General features: G+C 58.3%; 14 protein-coding genes. 13 read left to right on the top strand and 1 reads right to left on the bottom strand.

Going from position 1 to position 22,168, the window contains the following annotated elements; genetic code table 11:
* Positions 1-33: 33 nt before the first annotated feature.
* From HKN37_12665 to HKN37_12630, 8 genes are all read left to right on the top strand, one after another.
* On the top strand, positions 34-3,891 hold the full coding sequence (locus HKN37_12665) for a hypothetical protein (protein ID NNE47499.1): 3,858 nt from the start codon (positions 34-36) through the stop codon (positions 3,889-3,891).
* Between the two features lie 32 nt (positions 3,892-3,923).
* Positions 3,924-4,973 (top strand): PorV/PorQ family protein, encoded by a 1,050-nt coding sequence (locus HKN37_12660; GenBank protein ID NNE47498.1) that lies wholly within the window; start codon positions 3,924-3,926, stop codon positions 4,971-4,973.
* 2 nt (positions 4,974-4,975) lie between these two features.
* Entirely contained in the window at positions 4,976-7,120 is a 2,145-nt protein-coding gene (locus HKN37_12655) for a T9SS type A sorting domain-containing protein (GenBank protein NNE47497.1), read from the top strand.
* A gap of 118 nt (positions 7,121-7,238) precedes the next feature.
* Entirely contained in the window at positions 7,239-10,178 is a 2,940-nt protein-coding gene (locus HKN37_12650) for a T9SS type A sorting domain-containing protein (GenBank protein NNE47496.1), read from the top strand.
* A 214-nt stretch (positions 10,179-10,392) separates the two neighbouring features.
* Entirely contained in the window at positions 10,393-12,294 is a 1,902-nt protein-coding gene (locus HKN37_12645; GenBank protein NNE47495.1) for a glycoside hydrolase family 13 protein, read from the top strand.
* Positions 12,287-13,504 (top strand): extracellular solute-binding protein, encoded by a 1,218-nt coding sequence (locus HKN37_12640; protein NNE47494.1) that lies wholly within the window; start codon positions 12,287-12,289, stop codon positions 13,502-13,504. Before HKN37_12645 ends, HKN37_12640 begins: the two co-directional genes overlap by 8 nt.
* Before the next feature lie 4 nt (positions 13,505-13,508).
* A complete protein-coding gene (locus tag HKN37_12635; protein NNE47493.1) occupies positions 13,509-14,438 on the top strand; it encodes a sugar ABC transporter permease in 930 nt (309 codons plus the stop codon).
* Positions 14,439-14,445: 7 nt separating this feature from the next.
* Positions 14,446-15,291: a sugar ABC transporter permease gene (locus HKN37_12630; GenBank protein ID NNE47492.1), complete on the top strand. Its 846-nt coding sequence runs from the start codon at positions 14,446-14,448 to the stop codon at positions 15,289-15,291.
* Between the two features lie 25 nt (positions 15,292-15,316).
* On the opposite strand, the gene HKN37_12625 is transcribed toward HKN37_12630, so the two are convergent.
* Positions 15,317-16,504: a glycosyltransferase gene (locus HKN37_12625; GenBank protein NNE47491.1), complete on the bottom strand. Its 1,188-nt coding sequence runs from the start codon at positions 16,502-16,504 to the stop codon at positions 15,317-15,319.
* Between the two features lie 10 nt (positions 16,505-16,514).
* Between HKN37_12625 and HKN37_12620 the strand changes: the two genes are divergently transcribed.
* The 5 genes from HKN37_12620 (at position 16,515) to HKN37_12600 (ending at position 22,132) form a co-directional block, all read left to right on the top strand.
* Positions 16,515-17,150: a CDP-alcohol phosphatidyltransferase family protein gene (locus tag HKN37_12620; protein NNE47490.1), complete on the top strand. Its 636-nt coding sequence runs from the start codon at positions 16,515-16,517 to the stop codon at positions 17,148-17,150.
* A 69-nt stretch (positions 17,151-17,219) separates the two neighbouring features.
* A complete protein-coding gene (ftsY, locus tag HKN37_12615; GenBank protein ID NNE47489.1) occupies positions 17,220-18,176 on the top strand; it encodes a signal recognition particle-docking protein FtsY in 957 nt (318 codons plus the stop codon).
* A 166-nt stretch (positions 18,177-18,342) separates the two neighbouring features.
* Positions 18,343-19,674: a GWxTD domain-containing protein gene (locus HKN37_12610; protein NNE47488.1), complete on the top strand. Its 1,332-nt coding sequence runs from the start codon at positions 18,343-18,345 to the stop codon at positions 19,672-19,674.
* Between the two features lie 109 nt (positions 19,675-19,783).
* Positions 19,784-20,713 (top strand): methionyl-tRNA formyltransferase, encoded by a 930-nt coding sequence (locus HKN37_12605; GenBank protein NNE47487.1) that lies wholly within the window; start codon positions 19,784-19,786, stop codon positions 20,711-20,713.
* Positions 20,714-20,887: 174 nt separating this feature from the next.
* Complete coding sequence (locus tag HKN37_12600; protein ID NNE47486.1) at positions 20,888-22,132, top strand: hypothetical protein; 1,245 nt, start codon at positions 20,888-20,890, stop codon at positions 22,130-22,132.
* Positions 22,133-22,168: the final 36 nt, after the last annotated feature.

The following is a 22,168-nucleotide window of genomic DNA, read 5'->3' as shown; positions in this document are numbered from 1 at the left end:
CAGGTGTATTCAATGCCGTTGAAATCTGGAATAATGAGAATAAGATCAAACCGCAGGCGGTGGTTGCTCTCGCTGATTTTGGTTGGTGCAGGGCTTCTGATCGTCGGACCGGTGGCCGCGCAGGGAGTCATTGACCGGGATCACGTGCCGAGCAGCGAACGCGTGGATGCATTCGAGCGCAGGCGTGACAACATCGACGCGAATAACATCCGGGCGACGATCACGAACTGGGCGCAGACGGCCCAGTCGGGGAGTTCACAGCAGGACTTCTTCTACGAGTGGCCCAAAAACACAAACCGCATCTACATCTCACTGACGCAGCTCTGGATCGGAGCCCGCGTCCGAGATAACAACGGCGACTCACTCTGGGTCGTTGACGTGGCTGACTTCAGAAGCAAGCCCGGCGAAGAGAATGTCTCGTGGACGCTCGAACCGATCAAGGGCTATGTCAACCCGAATAGAGAGGCGAGTACCGAGGCGGCCGGGATGGCACAGTCCGACGAACAGGATTCGTGGCCACCGTTCTGGCCGGACAAGCTTGACGATACGGACGATCCCGGCTGGGCCGGTTCGTGGAACGGCTTCTTCGGTAAGGACATCTTCAACGCCGATCAGGAGTTCTTCTTCAAAGTTGGCGACGACCAGTACGATCGCTATCCGACCTATTTCCCCGACTCGACCGACCTGTCGCGAAAAGGAATGGGAATGATCGCCGACGTGCGCATGCTCGCCTGGAGTCAGATTCTGATTGATGATGCCGTCTTTGTTATTCACGGTGTTACCAACGACGGAACGGAAGATCTCGATCGTGTTGCGTTCACCATGTGGCTCGCCGACCTCGTCGGTGGTGACGCCTCCGACGACATACCGTTCTTCGATATCGAGGAAGACGTTGCATTCATGACCGACGCCGACGGTATCGGCACCGAGCCGTTCGGATCGGATCCTGTCGGCGAAGCCGTTTTTGCCTTTCTGGAGACGCCGGGCAATGCGGCTGATCGAATCGATAACGACGGCGACGGTTCAACCATCGGTTGTCTTCCCTTCATCGGTGAGTGCAACAGCCCTGTCGTATCAGAGGAGTTTCTGGTGGGCGAGAATCGCACCAACGGTGTTGACGACAACGCAAACGGGCTGATCGACGAGAACACGACGCACGTTCCGTTCTCAGGTGAGCAGGGCTCGAGCGTCGGCGTCGGTTTTGCCGATCGCATTGACAATGATCAGGATGGCGAGACGGGTGGTCCGACGATCACGGCTGAAATGATTGCGGCGTCAGCCGGGGATAGATGGAGGCGTTGGCCGCCGAACCCCGGCAATGATGCGACAAGTATTGACCTGAATGGACGGCCCATCGTGCACGTGGTGGATCTCGACGAACAGGATATTGGTCTGCCCTTTCGCGATAATATTGACAACGACGATTCGCACGTAAGCGCAACCGCCGACTACCCGTCGCTCTCCGAACCCGGATCGCCGTTGATAGACCAGGCGATTGTCGATCAAGCTTCGGGAGATCCGTACGGACGCTATCGGGTGCCGAACACGAACATTGTGCTCTACGCCGTCGGTCCGGAGGATCTGGGCAAGGCTTACGCCGACGGCATTGATAACGACGGCGACGGAGCGATCGACGAAGGGATCGATGAGGGCTTCGACGAGATGATCGATGAGAGTCGGTCCGATGGCATCGACAACGACCGCGACTGGAACGCTCTCCAGCACGATGCCGGACTCGATGGCGTGCCGTTCAACGGCGACCCCGGTGATTCCGACGGTGTGCCTACGACCGGGGCCGGCACGGACTTTCCCGGTGAGCGAAATATTGACAAGACCGATGTTTCGGAGTCCGATCAGATCGGAATCACGAATGTTCAAATTATTCCGGCCTTCTCCCTCAACTTCCAGTCGCAGTCTGACCGCTTTCTGTACAACTCGTTCATGATTCCCGGCGACTTCGACGTCGAGCCGCCGCCACCGGGCGAGAGCGACCTTGTCATTTCCAGCGGGCTTTTCCCTCTGGCTGCCGGGCAGACCGAGCGGATTTCCCTGTCCATTCAGATCGGAGTGACGCGGGAGGAGGTTCTTGATACGCGCGACAATGCGCTGCAGGCCTACCTCGAGGACTACCAGTTTGCTCAGGCCCCTGTCACGCCCACCGTGAGAGCTGTCGAAGGTGACCAGCGCGTGACGTTGTACTGGGATTCCGAGGCGGAGCAGTCGTTCGACCAGTTCCTCGCAGGACTCGGCCGCGATCCCTTCGACTTTGAAGGGTATCGCGTGTATCGATCGACGGACCCCGCGTTTCTTGATCCTCGTATCATCACGGACGGGTTCGGCAACCTGCTTTTCCGAAAGCCGATTGCACAGTTCGATCGCATAGACGGATTCGAGGGATTTCATCCCGTCGACATCAACGGGGTCAAGTTCTATCTCGGCAACAATCGTCGGGATCCGGGCGAAGCCTCAAACGGCCTGGCGCATACGTTCGTCGACTCGACCGTGACGAATGGCATCCGGTATTTCTACGCCGTTACGGCCTACGACTATGGGTCGGCCATCGACAATATTCCGCCCACCGAGACGCCGATTCGGATCCGGCGCCTGGCGGACGGTACCATCGAGACGGGGCCCAACGTCGTCGAAGTGACCCCTGCTGCTCCCGTGGCAGGTTTCGTCTCAGCACAGTTGAAAGATCTAAGACGTACGAAGGGTTCGACGACCAGTCGGATCTTCTACAACATTGTCGACCCGACCGTCATTGCCGACAACCATCAGTATCGTGTGGTTTTTCGCGACACGCTTCGCAAGGGCTCGGCGACTGCGCCCGATACGCTGGCGACGAAGGACTTCTCGCTGATTGACGTGACTGCAGGCGATACACTTCTCCAGCGCTCTATAGCATTCAAGTCCGGAATCGAGTTTCCGGTTCTCGATGACGTCGGGCGTCCCATCGGGTTCGATCTGGTTTTTGTTCCTGAGCCGTTCATCGTTGTCGACCGCGTGCGCACGGTTTGGGAGCCGGCCGGAGCATATCCGATCTCGCTCGACCCGTTCCTGTTTCCGCCCTTCATCAAGGGTATCCGGAATCCCTCTGACTACCGCATCCGAGTTCTGGCGCCGGAGCAGGGCCGGTCGATCGAACGAACGCTCAGGCCGGGCCTGACCGTACCGTCGATTGCAACCAATGTGGCTGTTTATCGGTTGGCGCCTGATGGTACCGAGACGCCCGTAGACTATGTCTTCATCGATCGAACCGGCGATCCGTTGATCAACGTGACGTCGACCGAGCCTGCGGAGTTCACAGCCGATCCGGCCAGTTCCTTCGGCACCGATCTCATCATACTGTACGAGCCGCTAATCGGCGCGGAAGAGGCCGGCCCGAGATACACGTGGCAAATCGGTCTCAACTTCACCGTGCAGAGTGCTCGCAACCCGCAGGAAGGAGATGTGATCGACATCATCACAAAGAAGCCGTTCCTCTCGACGGATGAGTTTGAGTTCACTACGGCTCCGCCGTCGGTTGATGCGTCGAATCCGGACTCACTGCTGGAGATGATTCGCGTCGTGCCGAATCCGTACGTTGTCACAAACCGGTTCGAGCCGCTCAACCCGTTCAGTACGGGCCGTGGCCCCCGGCTTATCAAGTTCACGCACCTGCCACCGCGAGCGACGGTTCGTATCTTTACTGTTGGCGGCAAGCTGGTTCGTGTACTTCGCCGAGACGAGGGCGGGAACGACGGACTCACTGCAGCCGACCTGCTGGATGGAACGCTGGACTGGGATCTAGAGAGCAGTGATAATCTGACCGTCTCGTACGGAGTTTACCTCTATCACGTCGAAGCGCCTGGTATCGGAGAGAAGACAGGCACCTTCGCGATTATCAAGTAGCGGTACGCGCCGTAAGAGCCATGGACAAACACATGATCATCAGAAGAAGCACCCCGATCGCGCTGGCACTGCTCCTCCTCTGCGGCGTAGCTGCCCTGCCGGTTTCTGCGCAGTTTGACAGTACCACACGAGACGTCACGAAGCGCGGGACAACGGCGGCGGAGTTCCTCAGCATTCCGGTCGGAGCACGTGCGACGGCCATGAGCAATGCAATCAGCGCGTCGACTGAAGGGCCGACCTCGATCTATTGGAACCCGGCCGGCCTCGCGTCAATGACCGGCGGCGCCTTTACGGCCGAATACGCACAGTGGCTGGCAGGAATTGACTTTTCATATGTCGCTTTGGCTGTCAACGGCAGCTTTGGAACAATCGGCTTCGGGTTGACCTCGATGCGCGTGCCCGATATGGAAGTCACAACGGTCAACGAGCCGGATGGCACGGGTGAGCAGTTCGATGCCTCGTCGTATTCCGTGTCACTGGCGTACGCCAAATCTCTGACCGACCGTTTTGGTATTGGCGGTTCCATCAAACTTGTCAACGAGCGAATCTGGAATTCGACAGCCAGCGGAGTAGCGTTCGACATCGGCACCATGTTCGAGACACCTTTTCATGGTATCCGACTTGGAGCGTCCATCAGTAATTTCGGGTCGAAAATGCAGATCGGGGGGGAGGACCTGCTCGTCGTGGTCGACATCGATCCGAATAACCGCGGAAACAACGAGAGCAACCGGGCTCTTCTGCGCACGGACGAGTTCGACCTTCCGCTGGTGATGCGGATCGGGTTAGCCGGTGAGGTCGTCAATAACGAACAGTATCGAGTGACACTGGCCATCGATGCACTGAATCCGAATAACAGTGAGCAGTACGTGAACGTCGGAGCCGAAGTGGGGCTCCTGGGTGATCTGATCATGTTGCGAGGAGGGTACGGTGAGATCTTCCTAACGGACAACGTGCGATCGTGGTCGGCTGGAGTTGGCTTGCGGTACCGGTTCGCGCCGCTGGACTTCGCTGTTGACTATGCTTATGAGTTGCAGGAGTTTTTCTCCGACATCAGCCGGTTTACTTTGACCGTTCAATTTTGAACATGAATCTGCCGGTAGTCTTGCCGGCATCGCAAAATCCCAACAGCATGAAATGCAATAGGGTGTTTTTTCAAACAAACCACAGGAGTAGTGAAATGCAGACGACTACTATCAAGTGGTGCTGGTTAACCGCTGTGTTCCTCTTGATGACCGCCGTTGTCCCTGCGCGTGCGCAGGAGCGGGTGGTCACGCTGACGTTGAACACGGCGACGATACCTGACACCACAAACGCCAACGGCCTGATTGAGGTACGTGGTACTGCCGATAATTCACCGCCGGACACGCTCTCCGACGGCAACATTATCGACTGGGGTTCCGCCAGCACGCTCGAGCCGACGAACATCGGTGGAGATTACTGGCGACTTCAGTTCGAGATCGCTGATTCTCTGCAGCAGTTCAAGTTCTTCTCGCAGCAGGCCGAAGATGCCGGGCTGAACGGATGGGAGGCAGATCCGAATCCAAAGATCGGTCCGGCGCCGGGCGATACCACGTTGCCGCTGCACTACTTTGAGTCGCAGTCGGAGTGGCGCGGTGTGTCCGGCGATCGTGGCGAATACGACTGGCGTCCCTTTGGTGCTGAGGGTGACTCGGTGGCCGTCTGGTTCCGCGTATTCATGAAGACCCGCGACGCAGCGACGAACGCGGGCTATGATGCAGAGAACCCGGACATCACGATCAGTGTCCGCGGTGGCCCGCCGGCTCCCGGCGCGCCGAGCGACTGGGGCGAAAAGGATTCCACGATAGCTACGCTAACTCGCGAAGTTGCCGAGATGGGAAAGACAGGCTATGACCTGTATTCGGGTCAGATCACGTATCCGGCCAGCGCTATCGGCATGGAGCAGAAGTACAAGTTCACGGTCGACGACGACGCTCAGGATGGCTTCACCATCGGGTGGGAGAGCATTAGTGATCGCGCCTTCACGGTGCCGGCACAGGACTCGACGCTGCGTTGGAAGTACTTCAACAACGACCCGCGAGCTCCCATCGGAACGGAGCCGGTCGCCGGAACGGTCCTGTATTCCGTCGACCTTGCGCCTTTGCAGGCTATCGGAGTGTTCGACCGCGCACGTGGAGATACTCTTGAGGTACGTGGCGACTTCAACGGTTGGGATTGTGACAATCCGGATGACTGTCTCTTGCTTCCCGATCCGTTCGAGCCGACTGTCTTCTCGCAGCAAGTGGCGCTGTCGAGGGTCGTCGGTAGCACGGTCAATTACAAGTACTTCATCAACTTCAAGGATGACGCCTTTATTGCGGAGTTCGGGGTAGATCCACCGGCCGGATGGGAAGAGCCGTTGAACACGACCGGCGCCAACCGCGTATTCGAATGGGCCGGAGAGCCGTTGCAGGACATCGGAAGGACCCAGTTCAACAACATCCTCTCGGGGAACATCATGCCGGATGGCGTGACAACCAACGTCACGTTTACGGTTGATATGTCGGCCGCCTTGCTGGTTACAACGGAGCCGTTTGTACCGTCGACCGACTCGGTATTTGTTCTCGTCGAAGATCCGATCTGGAACTTCACGCAGGGCATCGAGGCGAACGCGGGCAACTTCGCGCGGCTTCTTGCCTATCCCTTGACACTTGAGGGTGCTAATGTGTACTCGGGCGTGGTCCCGGTGACGGGTCCGACGTATGCCGGAATCGGGTACAAGTACACGTACGGCCGGCCTGCAGTGGATGCGTTCCAGGATGAAGCGGGACAGGGTCTGGGTTCGGGCACGGGACGTCGTCGCGTGCGGTTCGTTCCGGCCAACGGGGACGGTAGCTGGCCGGCGGACTTCTCCTTCCCGTCTGAAACGTATCAGCCCGAAGGTGCGCTTCCGTTCGAAGAGAATCCAACTCTCGTCGCGGTTGAGCCTATTGACGGGGAACTGCCTCAGGCCATCTCGCTGAGCCAGAACTACCCGAACCCGTTCAACCCGACCACGACGTTCGAGTATGCGATCAACGCGCCGCAGCGAGTCCAGCTGCACGTATATGATCTGATCGGACGCCGCGTCGCGACACTGGTAGACGGTGTTCAGCCTGCCAATGCCTACCGCGTCAACTTCGACGCGAAGGACCTGGCCAGCGGAACCTACTTCTACAGACTTGAAACCGCGGACAAGGTGATGACGCGGACGATGGTTCTGCTGAAGTAACCGGCCAACGATCTGACCGAATCGGCGGTCATTCGGCCAGTCGGAAACGCAAGTCGGCCACCTCGAGGGGTGGCCGACTGTGTCTCCGGCAACTATCAGGAAAACGTCTAAGGACAAAATGCGAATAATGCCTGTCGGACGACTATTCGTGTGCGCGGCATCGCTGTCGCTCGTGCTTGCGGGGATGGCAGCAGCCCAGCCGATCAACGTGACGTTTCGTTACGTTCAGCGACCTGACCTGAACTTTGTCCGTGTGTACAACCCGGGTGACTTTAACAACTGGGGCAACAACAGTGCCGGCAGAATCCCGGTGGGGGACCCGTCGCAATTCACTTATGACGCTGAACTCGACGAATACGTGTACACCAAAACCCTGCTTGTGGGCGCCTCGCATCAGTATAAGCTTCATTTTCAGTTCAACGACAGCGGTTCAGATTGGGCATGGTTCGCAGACTTTTACAACGACCGCATTTTCACAGGCAACAACGACGGGAATTCGCTCGTCACGATCAAGGACCCAATGGTCTTCCAGCCAGCGGGAAAAATCAGTACGTCGTTGAACGAAGTAGAACGTATTTCGGTCGGTGTATTTGGAACGGCTGCTGTAACCGCAATTACATTTGAGATCAACGAAGTCCCGATGGACGGCATGCCGTTCTTCGATGCGGGAAAGAGAGTCTTTCAGTACACGCCTCCGTCGCCCCTCTCTATTAATTCAACATTCAAGTTGATCGCGACGGACGCCATGGGGCGATCTGATTCCGTGAGCGTCGGCGACCCCGCCCCCATCGTGGTCGACGAACCAGCCCCTCCTGGTGTTCGCGACGGCGTCACAATGGACGATGCCGATCCGTCCCGCGTCACCCTCGCTTTGTTTGCCCCGGGCAAGAACTTCGTGCATGTCATCGGCGACTTCAACAACTGGGAAGTCAGTGACGACTTCCTCATGAAGCGCGATTCAATCAATGCAGACTCCATTCGGTGGTGGCTAACGCTGGACGGCCTGACTCCCGGACAGGAATACGGGTATCAGTATCTCGTCGACAACCAGATACGGGTTGCAGATCCTTACGCCACGAAACTGCTGGATCCGTCCCATGACGGTTTTCTGGCATCGGTTTATCCGGGACTCAAGGCCTACCCGACCGGCGAGACGACCCAGATGGTCGGTGTCTTCAAAACGGGAGAGAGTGCATTCAACTGGGCGCCTTTCGAACGCCCGGAGCAGAAGGACCTTGTCATCTATGAGATGCTCATTCGCGATTTCATTTCGAATCACGACTACGCAACGCTCATCGATACTCTCGACTACATAGAGCGACTTGGCGTCAACGCCATCGAGTTGATGCCGGTGGCCGAGTTCGACGGGAATGACAGCTGGGGCTACAACCCGGCCTTTCATCTGGCGCCGGACAAGTACTACGGCCCCCCGGAAGACCTGAAGCGTTTTGTGGATGAGTGTCACCAGCGAGGTATCGCGGTGATCCTTGACGTCGTCTATAACCACGCAACGGGTCAGTCACCGCTGATACGCCTCTACAATGCCTCGCAAACGGGGGACCCATCCGCGCCACCAAATTCGAACAGCATCTATGCCAACACGACGGCCCGGCACCCCTTCAACGTTTTTAACGATCTGAACCACGAGAGTACAGCGACAAAGTACTGGCTTGATCGAGCCAGCGAGTACTGGCTGGAGGAGTTCAATGTCGACGGATTTCGTTTTGACCTCTCCAAGGGCTTCACGCAGGTCAACAGTACGGATGATTCAGTGATGCGTCTGTACGACACCAGCCGGATCCAGATACTGAAGCGGATGGCGGATCAGCTCTGGGCGGTAGACTCCACGGCGTATGTCATTTTGGAACACTTCGCAGAGGATCGCGAGGAGCGTGAACTGGCAGAATACGGGATCGCTAGCGGCCGCCCGGGAATGATGCTCTGGAACAATAAGCACTCAAACTACAGCGAAGCGGCGATGGGCTACCACGGCAGTGGCAAGTCCAACTTCGCCAGCGTGTACTACGGAACCGGAGGCCGTGGGTGGACCGTCCCGAATATAGTCTCCTACATGGAGAGCCACGACGAGCAGTGGCTGATGTTCAAGAACCTGGCATTTGGAGCCTGTACGCGGTCGATCACCAATCATCTTGTCTGCGCGCCGTCCGATCCCCTGAACTTCGGGACGTACAATGTTCGCCAGCTCAACACGGCGTTAGACAGAATGAAGATGGCTGGGGCTTTTTTCTTCACCTTGCCGGGTCCCAAGATGATGTGGCAGTTCGGGGAGCTTGGATACGGCTACGGACCGGACGGGCGGGAGTGTCTACGTCCGGGAGACGAGCTGGGCGATTGCCCGGCCGGCACGCCGAGCCGCACGGGTCGCAAACCGATCCGGTGGGATTACCGCAACGATCCTCTCCGCGAGCGGCTCTACGGCGCATTGTCCGCGATCATCAACCTGCGAATGAACCATGAGGTGTTCTCCAGCACCCAGACCAATGTTGAGCTGAGCGTCTCAAGTGCTGTCAAGCGCATCAAGCTGTCGCATCCCACCATGAATGTGGTGATTCTGGGCAACTTTGGTGTCACTCCGGCGAACGGTACACCGGCTTTCCATCACCCGGGTACCTGGTTCGACTTCTTTACCGGCGCTGACGTGCCGGTGGCGGACGCCAGTGCGCCGTTATTACTTGCGCCTGGCGAATTTCACATTTATACGAACAGGCCGGTCGAGACACCGGAGTCGGGTTTGATCACGGTAGATGTGGAGCAGGAACCGTCCGAACTACCACAAGCGGTCGAGTTCGCGTCAGTTTATCCAAACCCCTTCAGTGGGGTTGCGACCCTGAGATTTGCGCTGCCCGCTCCCGGTAGTGCGAAAGTTGAAGTGTTCGACATCCTCGGCCGGCGCGTGGCTGTCCCCGTTGCAGGAAGACTGCCGGCGGGCAATCACGAAATCTTGTGGGATGCCACTGACCAACCCAGTGGGGCCTACCTGGTGCGTCTGCAGAGTGACGGCGTGATTCTTAATCGCACAGTTGTTCATTTGAGGTAGACACTACGGTTGTCGTCCCGGGACTCCGCATTCGCTCGCTTTCCATCGTGTTCGAGAGGGCGGGGCGTGATCGGAGATCGATCCCGTGCTCGTGATAGCGCTGGACAGGCTGCGAAAATCGTACACAGTCGATACGACATGAGATGTCCATGGATGGCCGCTCTTGCGGCCATGACGGAGAAAGTGCCACGCAACTGACCAAGAGCTGGATTCGATGTCACAAGTAACGTCAGGCCTGATCTTATGTAGCCTCCTCGTTGTCGCAATCGCGTCCTGCACGTCTGAGCAGGAGACGGGAGGACACCTCGCCAGCAACACGGTCCCTGACTGGGTGGCCGACGCCATCTTCTATCAGATTTTTCCGGAGCGCTTCCGGAACGGCGATCCTGATAATGACCCGACCCACGCCTCGCTCGATTATCCGGAGCGAGTCCCTGCCACCTGGCGGCCGAGCAGCTGGACGGCCGACTGGTACGCCCGGGCCGACTGGGAAGTCGCTGCCGGTGATGATTTCTATGAACACGGCGTCTTTCACCGGCGGTACGGAGGTGATCTCGCCGGTGTGATCGAAAAACTGGACTACCTCGCGGAACTCGGGATCAACGCCATCTACTTCAATCCGCTTTTCTATGCCCGCTCGATGCACAAGTACGACGGGAACAGCTTCCACCACATCGATCCGTTCTTCGGGCCGGATCCCGTCGCGGACCTCGAACTGATCGCCTCAGAGACGTCCGACCCCGAGTCATGGCACTGGACTACGGCCGACCGGCTTTTCCTCGATCTGCTGGCGGAAGCACGTGATCGCGATATTCGTATTGTCATGGACGGTGTGTGGAATCACACGGGCCGCGACTTCTTCGCTTTCGCAGATCTGCGTCGAAACGGAGAGCTTTCGCCATACCGCGACTGGTACCGCGTCAAACGCTTCGACGACCCGTCAACACCGGCGAACGAATTCGACTACCACGGTTGGTGGGGAGCAAAGAGCCTTCCCGAATTTGCGGATGCGCCCGGCGGTGATGATCTGCATCCAGGTCCGAAGGAATATGTGTTCGAGGTTACTCGCCGGTGGATGGATCCGGACGGTGACGGCGATCCGTCGGATGGGATCGCAGGCTGGCGACTCGATGTCGTTCCGGACGTACCGATCAAGTTCTGGGCAGACTGGAACGCGCATGTGAGATCGATAAATCCTGACGCGTACACGGTGGCCGAAATCTGGCTTGACGCAGGCAAAGACGTGGAGCGCGGCGGCTTTTCCGGAACCATGAACTACTTCGCCTTCGCGATGCCCGTCAAAGGATTCCTGGTTGATGACATGATGACGGGAGACGCCTTTGTCCGGATGCTGAAGGATCGGATGGATCGCTACGCTCCGGCGAATCGATACGGTCTTCTGAACCTGGTTGATTCTCACGACACACCACGCATCGCGTCGATGATTGCAAATCGTGAAAGCCGCTATACAGAGCCCGATGTGTTCGACTTCGATCGTGATTCGTCCCCGCGGGGTGGGCGAGCATTCGACGTCCGCAAGCCGGACACCCGTGAACGCCGAATTCAGCGGATGATCGCGCTGCTTCAGGCGACGCACGTGGGACCCCCGATGATCTACTACGGCACCGAGTCAGGTATGTGGGGCGCCGACGACCCCGATGACAGGATGCCAATGGTCTGGGATGACCTGGACTACGATGTACAGCGGACAGATCCTTCCGGACGCGCAGAGCGAGCCGACACGGTCGCTTTTGACCGGGATCTTTACGACTACTACCAAAAGATCTTCCGTGTCCGACACGAGCGTACTGTTCTGCGCCGCGGCGATTTCGAGCCAATCGGCTCAAGCGATTGCAGTCAATCGTTCGGGTTCGTTCGCAGTGTGGGTTCGGACCGGTCCATTGTCGTCATGAACCGGGGCAACGAGTCATGCACGTTCGATATTCCTCGACCTGCCGGGTGGAGTGGTGTCGATGTCGTCGTTTCGACGTCAAGTGACACGGACGTTCGGGTCACTGAGAATAGTGCTACCTTTGCGGTTGAGCTGGCGCCGCTAACGGCTGCTCTGCTTGAGGACTCGACAGCCATCCAATCCACTCGTGACCGGAATGAGTAGCGGCTTCCACCGGGGAATTATACTTGCGTGCACGCTTCTTGTGGCCGGCTGTGCCAGTGCGCCCGATGTACCCCGAATTCGGATCTGGCATCAGAAGATCGGTCCGGAGCGTCTGTTCTTCGAACGGGTTGTCGCCCAGTACAATGCGGACAATACGGATCACGTCGTTGAAGTGCTTTATCGCGAGACGGAGGAGGCGCGTAACCTGTTCGTGATCGCATCGGTGGGAGGGAAAGGTCCAGAACTTCTCTTTGGGCCATCGGACAACGTGTCGGTGCTGGCGCTTACGGAGTCGATCATGCCGATTGATCGTGTCCTGACGTCCGAATATCTCTCGCAGTTCAACGACGAGGGCGTACTCAGCTGGAACGATCAGCCGTGGATGGTCGCAGATCAGGTTGGCAACCATCTGATGTTCGTCTACAACAAGCGTTACATCACGGAACCGCCCGAGACGATCTCGGAAATGATCTCGATGCTCACTGAGCTCGCGAGTCGTCCCGAAGTCACGTACGGATTGACGTGGAACTACACGGAGCCTTTCTTTTTCCTTCCGTTTCTTACGGGGTACGGAGGGTGGGTCATGGACGAAGACGGTCGTCCGTCGCTGAATACGGAGGCGACGGTAAAGGCCATCCGCCTCATACTGGACCTCCGCGACAAGTACCGCGTGATTCCGGGCACGACCGATTATGACACCGCGGAGGCGACGTTCAAGGAGCAGCGCGTGGCGGCCATCATAAACGGACCGTGGTCGTGGACCGGATACGAACAGGTGGGCATCGATTACGGTCTGTCGCGCATTCCGATGAACGACGAAACCGGATTGTGGAGCGCACCGGTCATCTCGTCCAAGGGTTACTGTGTGAACGCGAACGTACCCGACGAAAAGCTTCCGTTCGTTCGCCGCGTACTTGAGTATCTCACGAGTGCTGAGATGCAGGCGGCGATGGCCGCCGAACTGACGACGATTCCGGTCATGACGTCCGTCCGCGAATCGGAAGTGATGAACGAGAACCCGCGGCTCAAGCAGTCACTTGCACAGATCGAAGTGAGCCGCCCTATGCCGATCGATCCGAAAATGCGGCAGATATGGGACGGCATGCGCGGGCCGTACCAGCTGGTGATGAACGGCGCCGTATCGCCGGAGGAAGGCGCTCGCCTGATGCAGCGCGAAGTGGAGAAACGAATCGCGGATACATTCCTGTAGAGCTATGTCGAGCGGCGGAGTTCTGGACTTATCGGTGGGAGGCAGCAGCGAAAGGCGGCGGACGCGACTGTTTCTGTTCTTCCTGCTCGGACCGACCGTAGTCCTTGTATTTGCGGTCGTAGCGTATCCGTTCTTCTTCAATGTGGTTCTGTCGCTTTCGAATATGAACATCTACCACATCCGCGACTGGGATGTGGTCGGTTTCGAGCAGTACGCGGCCGTATTTCAGGAGCCGAAGTTCTGGGAGATCCTGTTCAAGACGGTCGTGTGGACGCTCGTCAACATCATCTTTCACGTCGTACTCGGCGTGTTCCTCGCGGTCCTGTTGCATCAGAAGTTCGTGGTCGGGAAGCCGGCGTGGCGTGTGCTGTTGATCATGCCGTGGGCGTTGCCGCAGTACATCACTGCGCTCACGTGGCGCGGCATGTTCAACTACGACTACGGCGCGATAAATCTGATGATCACGAAGTACATGAATCTGTCGCCGGTCGAGTGGCTGACATCGCCACTAGAAGCCTTCTCAGCGGCCATCCTCACGAATATCTGGCTCGGTTTTCCCTTCATGATGGTGATTGCCCTGGGAGGACTGCAGTCTATTCCGGCCGAGCTATACGAAGCTGCCGACGTTGATGGAGCCTCGGCCTGGAAGAAGTTCTGGAACGTCACTGCGCCGCTGTTGAAACCGGTCATGCTTCCGGCGATCACGCTCGGCATCGTCTGGACATTCAACAACATAAACGTTGTGTGGCTGGTCTCGAATATGGGCGAGCCAAATGATCAGACCCACATCCTTGTGTCCTTTGTGTACAAGGCGGCCTTCAGTGCATACCGGTTCGGATGGGCTGCAGCCCTGTCGATGGTCATCTTCGTCATTCTGTTCACGTTCAGCCAGGTGTTTCTGAGCCGGACGGGCGCGACAAAAGCCGCCTATTAGGGAGACCATGATCAAACGGTTCGAGTCAAGGCGGTTTCTGGGAATGTTCGGTACCTATGCCGTCCTCCTGGTGTTCGCGTTTATCGCGATCTACCCGGTAACGCGAATTATCACTATTTCGCTTCGCCCGGGCGATCAGCTGTTGTCTACGTCTCTCGCCATGATTCCTGAGGGCGCGTCGCTGAAGAACTATGTGCATCTCCTGACGGAGACGCAGTTCCTCCGGTGGATGCTGAACTCGCTTGTCGTGTCTCTGGTTGTGACGGCAACGGGCGTCGCGTTTGCGTCGACGGCCGGCTATGCGCTATCGCGGTATAAATTCTCCGGCAAAGGCGCGATGCTCAGCGGCTTGCTCGTCACGCAGATGTTTCCGGCCACGATGCTTCTGCTTCCCCTCTACGTGGTGCTGATCAAGTTGCACCTGCTGAATTCGTATCTGGGGATTGTCATCATCTATACCGCCACGGCGTTACCGTTTTGCGTGTGGCAGATGAAAGGCTACTACGACACCATTCCGTTCGCGCTCGAAGAGGCGGCTCGCATTGACGGCGCGACTCCATGGCAGACGTTTACCAGGGTGATCCTTCCGCTCGCGGCACCCGCACTGGTGATCACCGCGCTCTTCTCGTTCATGACGGCGTGGAACGAGTATGTGGTCGCGAATGTCGTTCTGCAAGACACCGAGCTGTACACGCTGCCCCTCGGGCTGAAGATGTTTCAGGGGAGCATGCAGACACAGTGGGGCCTGTATGCGGCCGGTTCGATGCTGGTCTCGGTGCCGGTCGTTGCGCTCTTCCTCATTCTCAGTCGCTTCCTCATTTCCGGATTGACGCTCGGCGCTGTTAAGGGATGACCGTCCCGTGGCGCTCTGTACGGTGTCAACCGACCTGCCTTTCGCCTCCCGTTCTCCATTCACCCGGTTGGAACAGTAGTCCGACAGGCGCCACCAAGACGTTGTAGAGCGCGTACAGTAGCTCCCACACCGGTTGGAGGTTCAGGAGATCCCGCTCACCGAAGACGGCGGCCGGGCGGGCGAGGGCGGCTCGCTGTATGATGAGGCGACCGGCCAGCAGCGCGAGTCCCGGCAGACCGGCCACAATGGGCGCCAGCCACATCGCGTGTCCTGTGACGTGAAATGCCAGCAGGTGGGCCTTGACGGACGGACGGTAGTATCGGCCGGCAGAGGCGTGACGCCGCTTCTGCCGGATCCACTCTGACCAGCTCTCGGGCGCGGCAGTCGGTACCTGACTCTCCCGCTCGTGCATGTGCAGTACCGAAGCGCCGCGTCGTGCGGCCTCCTGAACGAGCAGATCATCATCGCCACTCAACAGGTGCGCGGAGTGATCGAATCCGTCGATGCGACCAAAGAGTTCTTTCGAATAAGACAGATTGCGCCCAACCGCCATGTAGGGACGGCCCAGGCCGATGGCGGCGGCTGTCAGGTAGCCGGTCAGAAACGTCTCATACCGCGAGACTGCGTTGACCATTCCGGCTTCCCGCTCAAACGGGCTGTAGCCTGCCACCACCGTGTCGCGGTCGGTCGAACAGGCGGCGAGTGAGCTCAGCCAGCCGGCACGGGGATGGCAGTCAGCGTCGGTGAATGCCAGACGCTCGAACGCGGCTTCCTCGATGCCAGCCCCGAGTGCATTCTTCTTTCGTGGTTCCGCCGGCGTCGTTGCGACAAGCCGGAATCGGTCGTCCGAACGAGCCTGTTTTCGGACGATGTCAGCCGTGGCATCCGTGGAGCCATCATCGACGATCAGAACCTCAAAGCGATCGTAGGTTTGAGCAGCCAGGGATGCGAGGAGGGCCGGCAGTCGATCGGCCTCGTTACGTGCGGCGACGATCACCGAGACTGGCACTGCAGTGGTCGATGGCGCGGTCGCGGTGCGGCGGAGCTGCCGCCGGAAGCCCAGAGTCAGGATGGTCCAGTACCCGATCTGAACGGCGAGGCAAAACGAGAATACGATGAAAGCGGTCAACGTGAGCCGTACCCCGGCTTCTCGCCGGTCAATGTCAAAAACAAGCAGGGTCGATTGTGTATCTTCCCTGTCCTCAATTCCCATTCGCTAGTCGATGGTTTCTGACAGCACCGATACCCGGCCGAAGAAGTGGCCTGCCCTGGGGCGATTCTGGACCGTGCCCAATATACTGACGATGAGTCGGCTGGTCCTCGCCGCCTGTGTCACGTACCTGATTCTAACGAACGGGTCGCTCGTCTGGTTGTTTGTGCTGCTGGCTCTGGCTATGGCGACCGACTGGTTCGACGGGCAGATTGCGCGATGGTCGCACACCGTGTCGGAATGGGGTAAGGTCCTGGATCCGATGGTCGACAAATTCAGCGCAGGCCTCGTCGTTCTGGCGCTGTTCATCACCGGCCAGCTTCCAGGCTGGTATCTGGGATTCATCGCAGGCCGCGACCTGTTGATTCTGCTCGGTGGATTGGTACTCGTGCGACGCACCGGCCGGATCGCCGTCAGTATGTGGTCGGGGAAGGTCGCGGTCACGGCAGTCGCCATCACGGTCCTCGCTGCCCTGCTTCGCGCCGACCCGCCGATCCTGAACTTCTGTATCTGGACGTCCGCGGGTCTACTGGTATACTCGTACATCAGATACCTCGTGCGTTTCTTTCGATTCCTCAGTTACGGTGCCGTGCCGCATCTGAATCTGGACGAGGAGTTGGTGGAAGAGGACAAGGTAGAAGCAGTATAGACGGCAACACACGGGCTTCCAGTGCGTTCGTGTGTCCACTCAAGATGCAATGTCCATTTCACGTAGCTGATGGCACTCTTCAACAAGACTCAGAGAGCGGAGGCAGAGGCCGAAAAACTCGCCGAGGGCCTGGAGAAAACGCGGTCCAGTATTTTCGGAAAATTGAATCGGATCGTTCGCGGAAAGGACGCCGTCGATGATTCCGTGCTGGATGAGCTGGAAGAATTACTGGTAACGAGCGACGTTGGTGTAAAAACGACGGTCGATATCGTGCATCGCGTTGAGGCTCGCGTGGCGCGTGACAAGTTCGTATCGACAAAAGAGCTCCAGCATCTGATTCGCGACGAGGTCGCCGGCCTTCTGCTCGACAGCACGGCGGAGCGGCCGGCCGACTTTGACGCATCCCTTCCGAATCGCCCGCATGTTATCATGATCGTGGGCGTCAACGGTGTTGGAAAGACGACGTCGATCGGGAAGATTGCACATCGATACAAGCAGGCCGGACGCAAGGTAGTGATCGGAGCCGCCGACACATTCCGTGCCGCCGCCATCGAACAGCTCGAGGTGTGGGCCACACGCGCCGGAGTCGATTTGATCAAGCAGCGGCACGGTTCCGATCCGGCCGCCGTGGCGTTCGACACGTTGGCTGCTGCGAACAACCGGAATGCAGATGTCGTCATCATCGACACTGCGGGCCGGCTGCACACGAAGGGCGGATTGATGGACGAACTCTCGAAAATCAAGCGGGTCATGGATCGGCAGGTCGACGATGCGCCGCATGAGGTACTCCTGGTACTCGACGCATCCACGGGGCAGAACGCGATTCGTCAGGCAGAGGAGTTCACGAGAAGTGTGGACGTGACAGGCCTGGTGCTGACGAAACTCGACGGAACCGCCAAAGGAGGCATTGTGATTGGCATTTCCAACGAGTTCGGAATACCCGTAAAATATATCGGTGTGGGCGAGACGATCGACGACCTGCAAGTCTTCGACAAGAGGCGGTTCGTCGACGCTCTATTCGGCTGATTTGGCGTCCATTCGATAGACTTTGGGGACCATTCGTGTCGAGAATTCTACCGTCTATCTTTGCGAACGTAGCGGTTTCAGGGATTTTACCGATATTCGTGGGTGCAGGCTTCCTCGCGGAAGTATCTACGATGCACCGAAGTTACACGGGGCTCAACGGCATTTCATGACGCATCGATACGACTCGGCTCTCTACGTCATCCTCTGTTTCGTCACCCTGGCGCTGGCCGTTCGTCCGGTATCGGTGATGGGACAGGTGGATGCCATCGACCTCGATATCGAGGCGATCAGTCTGATGGCGCAGACGCGCGATGCAGGGTCCCGGGTCGATGTATACACCCGAGTCCCTTTTACCGAACTGGCGTTTCAGCCCTCTCCGGAGGGCTTCGTCGCGAGGTATCGGATTGCAGGCGAGATTGTTGAGCTCGGAGCAGATGGTCGGCGCGGCAATCCAGTCAGGAGCCCGGTCTGGGATCGAACCGTGAATGTGCCCAGTTTCGGCGAGACAAAAGACAGGACGCGATTTGACTACACGACGCAGACCGTCCTGCTGAGACCAGGGCGGTACGCGGTCGAGCTCTCTCTCCAGAGCGAGGACGGCGCAACCTCGTTCGTCAAGGAAACCGAGATCGAGGTCAAGGGCTTCGACGCTCCGATATCCATCAGCGATCTGCTTCTCCTGGAAGAGTACGACGTTGAGTCATCGCAGATGCTGCCGAGTGTATCAAACCGCCTGGGATCCGATCAACTCGGCTTTTCCCTGATGTACGAGGTCTACGTGCGTCAGCCGCGGTCGGTGCGTATTTCACGCCAGGTATTTCTTGCCCCGGACGGCATGACCGCTGGGGAAACGCCTGCAGACGAGATGGAATCTGAAGAGATCGTGTTCGTTGATGCGGAAACGAAATTCCTGGAAGCCCGCCGAAGCCAGCACATCGTCACGATTCCGACCAACGAACTCAGGCTTGGTGGATATCTCGTGCGGGTTTCTTTAGAGGACGAAGACGGCAACGTGTTCGACGTGGCGGAGAAGTCATTCACGGTCGACTGGATGGGGCTAGCCGATCACATCATGGATGTCGATGAGGCGATCGCCCAGCTGCAGTATATCGCCAAGCGGAAGGAGATACGACACATCCTCGAGCCCGAGTCGAAGTCCGAGCGGCTGGCACGCTTCCAGGAGTTCTGGAGAAAGCGCGATCCGTCGCCAGGCACACGACGAAACGAGCGCATGGAAGAGTATTATCATCGCGTATCTCACGCGAACCGGCGATACGGCTCCCTCATTGATGGCTGGAAGACCGATCGCGGGCAGGTGGTCGTCTTGTTCGGAGAACCGGACTTCGTTGAGAGTCACCCATACAATTTCAACGTCGAGCCCTACGAGATCTGGTTTTACTACAGCATAGGTCGCCGCTTCATCTTCGTCGATCGAACAGGTCTCGGTGACTACCAGTTGCTCGTGCCGATCTGGGATGAACGCACGCGCCTTCGGTAGTTGTGCCGGATATTCGCTATCGTGAAGGGTGTCTGATTTCCAGGCATCCTTTTCTTGTTTTCAGTCCGTCCACCATCTAGCGTGCGCCATGTCTTTGCGGATCGTGTTCATGGGAACGCCGGAGTTTTCGGTACCCTCTCTCGAGCGTCTCGTGGAAGAAGGCTACGGGCCCGTAGCCGTTGCCACCGTTCCGGACGTGCCAGGGAGAAGAGGGTCAAAGCTGCAGACCTCTGCGGTCAAGCGGGCGGCATTGCGCCTCGGGATCGACAAGGTGATGCAGCCCGAGTCGGTGAAGGACCCTGCATTCGCTGCGGATGTCGTAGACCTGGCCGCGGACGTGATTGTCGTAGTGGCGTTCAAGATTCTTCCACCGGCGGTGTATGAAGCCGCCCGACTCGGAGCGTTCAATCTGCACGGCTCACTTCTTCCCAGGTATCGTGGTGCTGCACCCATCCATCATGCGGTGCTGAACGGTGACCGGACGACGGGAGTTACGACGTTCTTTCTGAAGCAAAAGGTCGACACGGGAGACGTAATTCTAAGGCGTGAAATGTCTATTGGTCCGGACGAGACGACGGGTGACGTCCACGACCGGATGATGACCCTGGGCGCTGAGGCCGTTGTCGATACCGTCCGGTTAATTGAACTCGGCGATGTGCCCTCGCTTCCACAGGACGACACGCTTGCCAGCCCCGCGCCGAAAGTATTCCGCGCCCACGCGGAGATTGACTGGAATCTGCCGGCGGCGAAGGTCCACAACCACATTCGAGGGATGTCGCCGGTTCCGGGAGCGTTCACGCATCATGGCGACGTCATTCTGAAGGCTCTGAGGTCGCGCCGTCGCAGCGAAAGCGGTGCGCCCGGCGAGGTGCTTGGTTCGGAAGATGAAATGATTGTCGCCTGTGGAGACGGTGCGGTTGAGATCATGGAGCTCCAACTGGAGGGCCGTCGCAAGATGAGCGCCAGAGAGGCACTACGAGGATACCGTCTGACCAGAGGCGAATTACTTGGTCGCCCGGGGCGCCAGGCGGCCCGATAAACGTCCTTGGCACAGCGGTTGAATAGGCACTTGATGATTGTGTTGGATATATTTGACGCCCGCGGGAGGAGTTGATTTCATCACGCTTCAGACCTGTCCACCTGCTACTCCGATGATGGGTCCTTCTCGCGGCTAAACCAGAACTGAGCTATCCAGCGAGACTACGTCCACTCCATGGAGCAGGATCCTCGACTCTCGATACAGAACTGGACGCCTCCGTTCGTGCCTCCTCTGCTGCGCGCACTTGAGCGTCTTAACGAGCGAGATGCGATCACGCCTGCCGGGCTCACTGCCCGCGCAAACGACAACCTTATCGGGCAGCTCGGCGTATCGTCCGAAGTGGTGGAACGTACGTTCTCTCACGGCGCCCTGGGTGTTGCCGTGGATCACACCGTACTGTTTGATGGCTTCGCCTTGCTGATTCCCGTGAGGGATGGCATCGCCGTCGCAATACGTGACAGTCCAGACCGGGTCTCTCGATTGGTGTTTGAGGGTGAAGACTATTGCTGGTCGTTCGATGCCGGGTCGATCGACTCTGTGACACCCGAAACCCCCTGGTGGGCCCAGGTCGTTATGCGTGTGCTCCACGCGCTCGATGGCATTACACGCCAGGTGGACATATCTGTCGTAAGCACGATCGTGCCATCGTGCGAGGAGTCGTACGGAGCTGCACTTGCTGTATCGTGCCTGCGGACATTGCAGTCAGTCTTCGCTCTTGCGCTGGGAGACGAGGAGGTGTTCTCCATCGCGACGCAAGCGATTGTCGAGTCAACAGGCCGGCCATGCAGCATTGCGTATGCCATCGCGTCGGACGCCGCAATTGCCGATTCGTTCATGGCGATTGATGTGAAGACCGGGCGTCACACGGATTTCCCGGTGGCGCTTCACGACGAAATTGCGTTCGGGTTGATAGAAACCGGTAAGCAGAAGGAGTCGGTAGCGTCGCTCCTCGAGCGTCGCCAGCAGGAAGCCGACGGGATTGCGGAACGACTGAGAAAGAAGCAGTTTCCGGAACTGGACTCCATTCGCGATCTGCAGCACAAGGATCTGGAGCTCGCCGAGAAGGCTCTCTCGCGCGGGTCGCGGCCATTGCTCAGGCACCTCGTCCGGGAGAACCAGCGCGTCCACCGTCTTATGGTGGCGGCTCGCAAGGGTGACTGGCAACTCTTCGGAGCGCTGATGTTGATGTCGCACGCGTCGCTGGATCGTGATTTCGGGTACACGGTGGACGAAACCGATATGGTCGTCCAACTTGCCGAGGAGAGAAGCGCCGATGGAATACACGGAGCGCGTGCGCTCGGATCCGCGGGTGCTGTGCTCATCCTGGGACGACCTTTCGTGGTTCCGGCCTTTCTGGATGAAGCGAAGGTCGCGCTCCAGGAGCAATTCGGAATAGCCGCAAATACCGTACTTTTGTAGCTTCGTTGTGAAGTACGGAGTGGTAGTGGCACAAGA

It is taken from the genome of Rhodothermales bacterium (genome assembly GCA_013002345.1).
Taxonomy (GTDB): Bacteria; Bacteroidota; Rhodothermia; order Rhodothermales; family JABDKH01; genus JABDKH01.
Note: the sequence above shows the minus strand (reverse complement) of the source record. Positions and strands in the feature narration are given on the sequence as shown.

Excerpts from the sequence above, each read along its gene's own strand:
- HKN37_12640 (NNE47494.1), top strand. The coding sequence starts at position 12,287 with ATGAGTAGCGGCTTCCACCGGGGAATTATACTTGCGTGCACGCTTCTT.
- ftsY (NNE47489.1), top strand. The coding sequence starts at position 17,220 with ATGGCACTCTTCAACAAGACTCAGAGAGCGGAGGCAGAGGCCGAAAAA.
- HKN37_12630 (NNE47492.1), top strand. The coding sequence starts at position 14,446 with ATGATCAAACGGTTCGAGTCAAGGCGGTTTCTGGGAATGTTCGGTACC.
- HKN37_12620 (NNE47490.1), top strand. The coding sequence starts at position 16,515 with ATGGTTTCTGACAGCACCGATACCCGGCCGAAGAAGTGGCCTGCCCTG.
- HKN37_12645 (NNE47495.1), top strand. The coding sequence starts at position 10,393 with ATGTCACAAGTAACGTCAGGCCTGATCTTATGTAGCCTCCTCGTTGTC.
- HKN37_12625 (NNE47491.1), bottom strand. The coding sequence starts at position 16,504 with ATGGGAATTGAGGACAGGGAAGATACACAATCGACCCTGCTTGTTTTT.
- HKN37_12665 (NNE47499.1), top strand. The coding sequence starts at position 34 with ATGAGAATAAGATCAAACCGCAGGCGGTGGTTGCTCTCGCTGATTTTG.
- HKN37_12605 (NNE47487.1), top strand. The coding sequence starts at position 19,784 with ATGGGAACGCCGGAGTTTTCGGTACCCTCTCTCGAGCGTCTCGTGGAA.
- HKN37_12610 (NNE47488.1), top strand. The coding sequence starts at position 18,343 with ATGACGCATCGATACGACTCGGCTCTCTACGTCATCCTCTGTTTCGTC.
- HKN37_12660 (NNE47498.1), top strand. The coding sequence starts at position 3,924 with ATGATCATCAGAAGAAGCACCCCGATCGCGCTGGCACTGCTCCTCCTC.
- HKN37_12635 (NNE47493.1), top strand. The coding sequence starts at position 13,509 with ATGTCGAGCGGCGGAGTTCTGGACTTATCGGTGGGAGGCAGCAGCGAA.
- HKN37_12655 (NNE47497.1), top strand. The coding sequence starts at position 4,976 with ATGAATCTGCCGGTAGTCTTGCCGGCATCGCAAAATCCCAACAGCATG.
- HKN37_12600 (NNE47486.1), top strand. The coding sequence starts at position 20,888 with ATGGAGCAGGATCCTCGACTCTCGATACAGAACTGGACGCCTCCGTTC.
- HKN37_12650 (NNE47496.1), top strand. The coding sequence starts at position 7,239 with ATGCGAATAATGCCTGTCGGACGACTATTCGTGTGCGCGGCATCGCTG.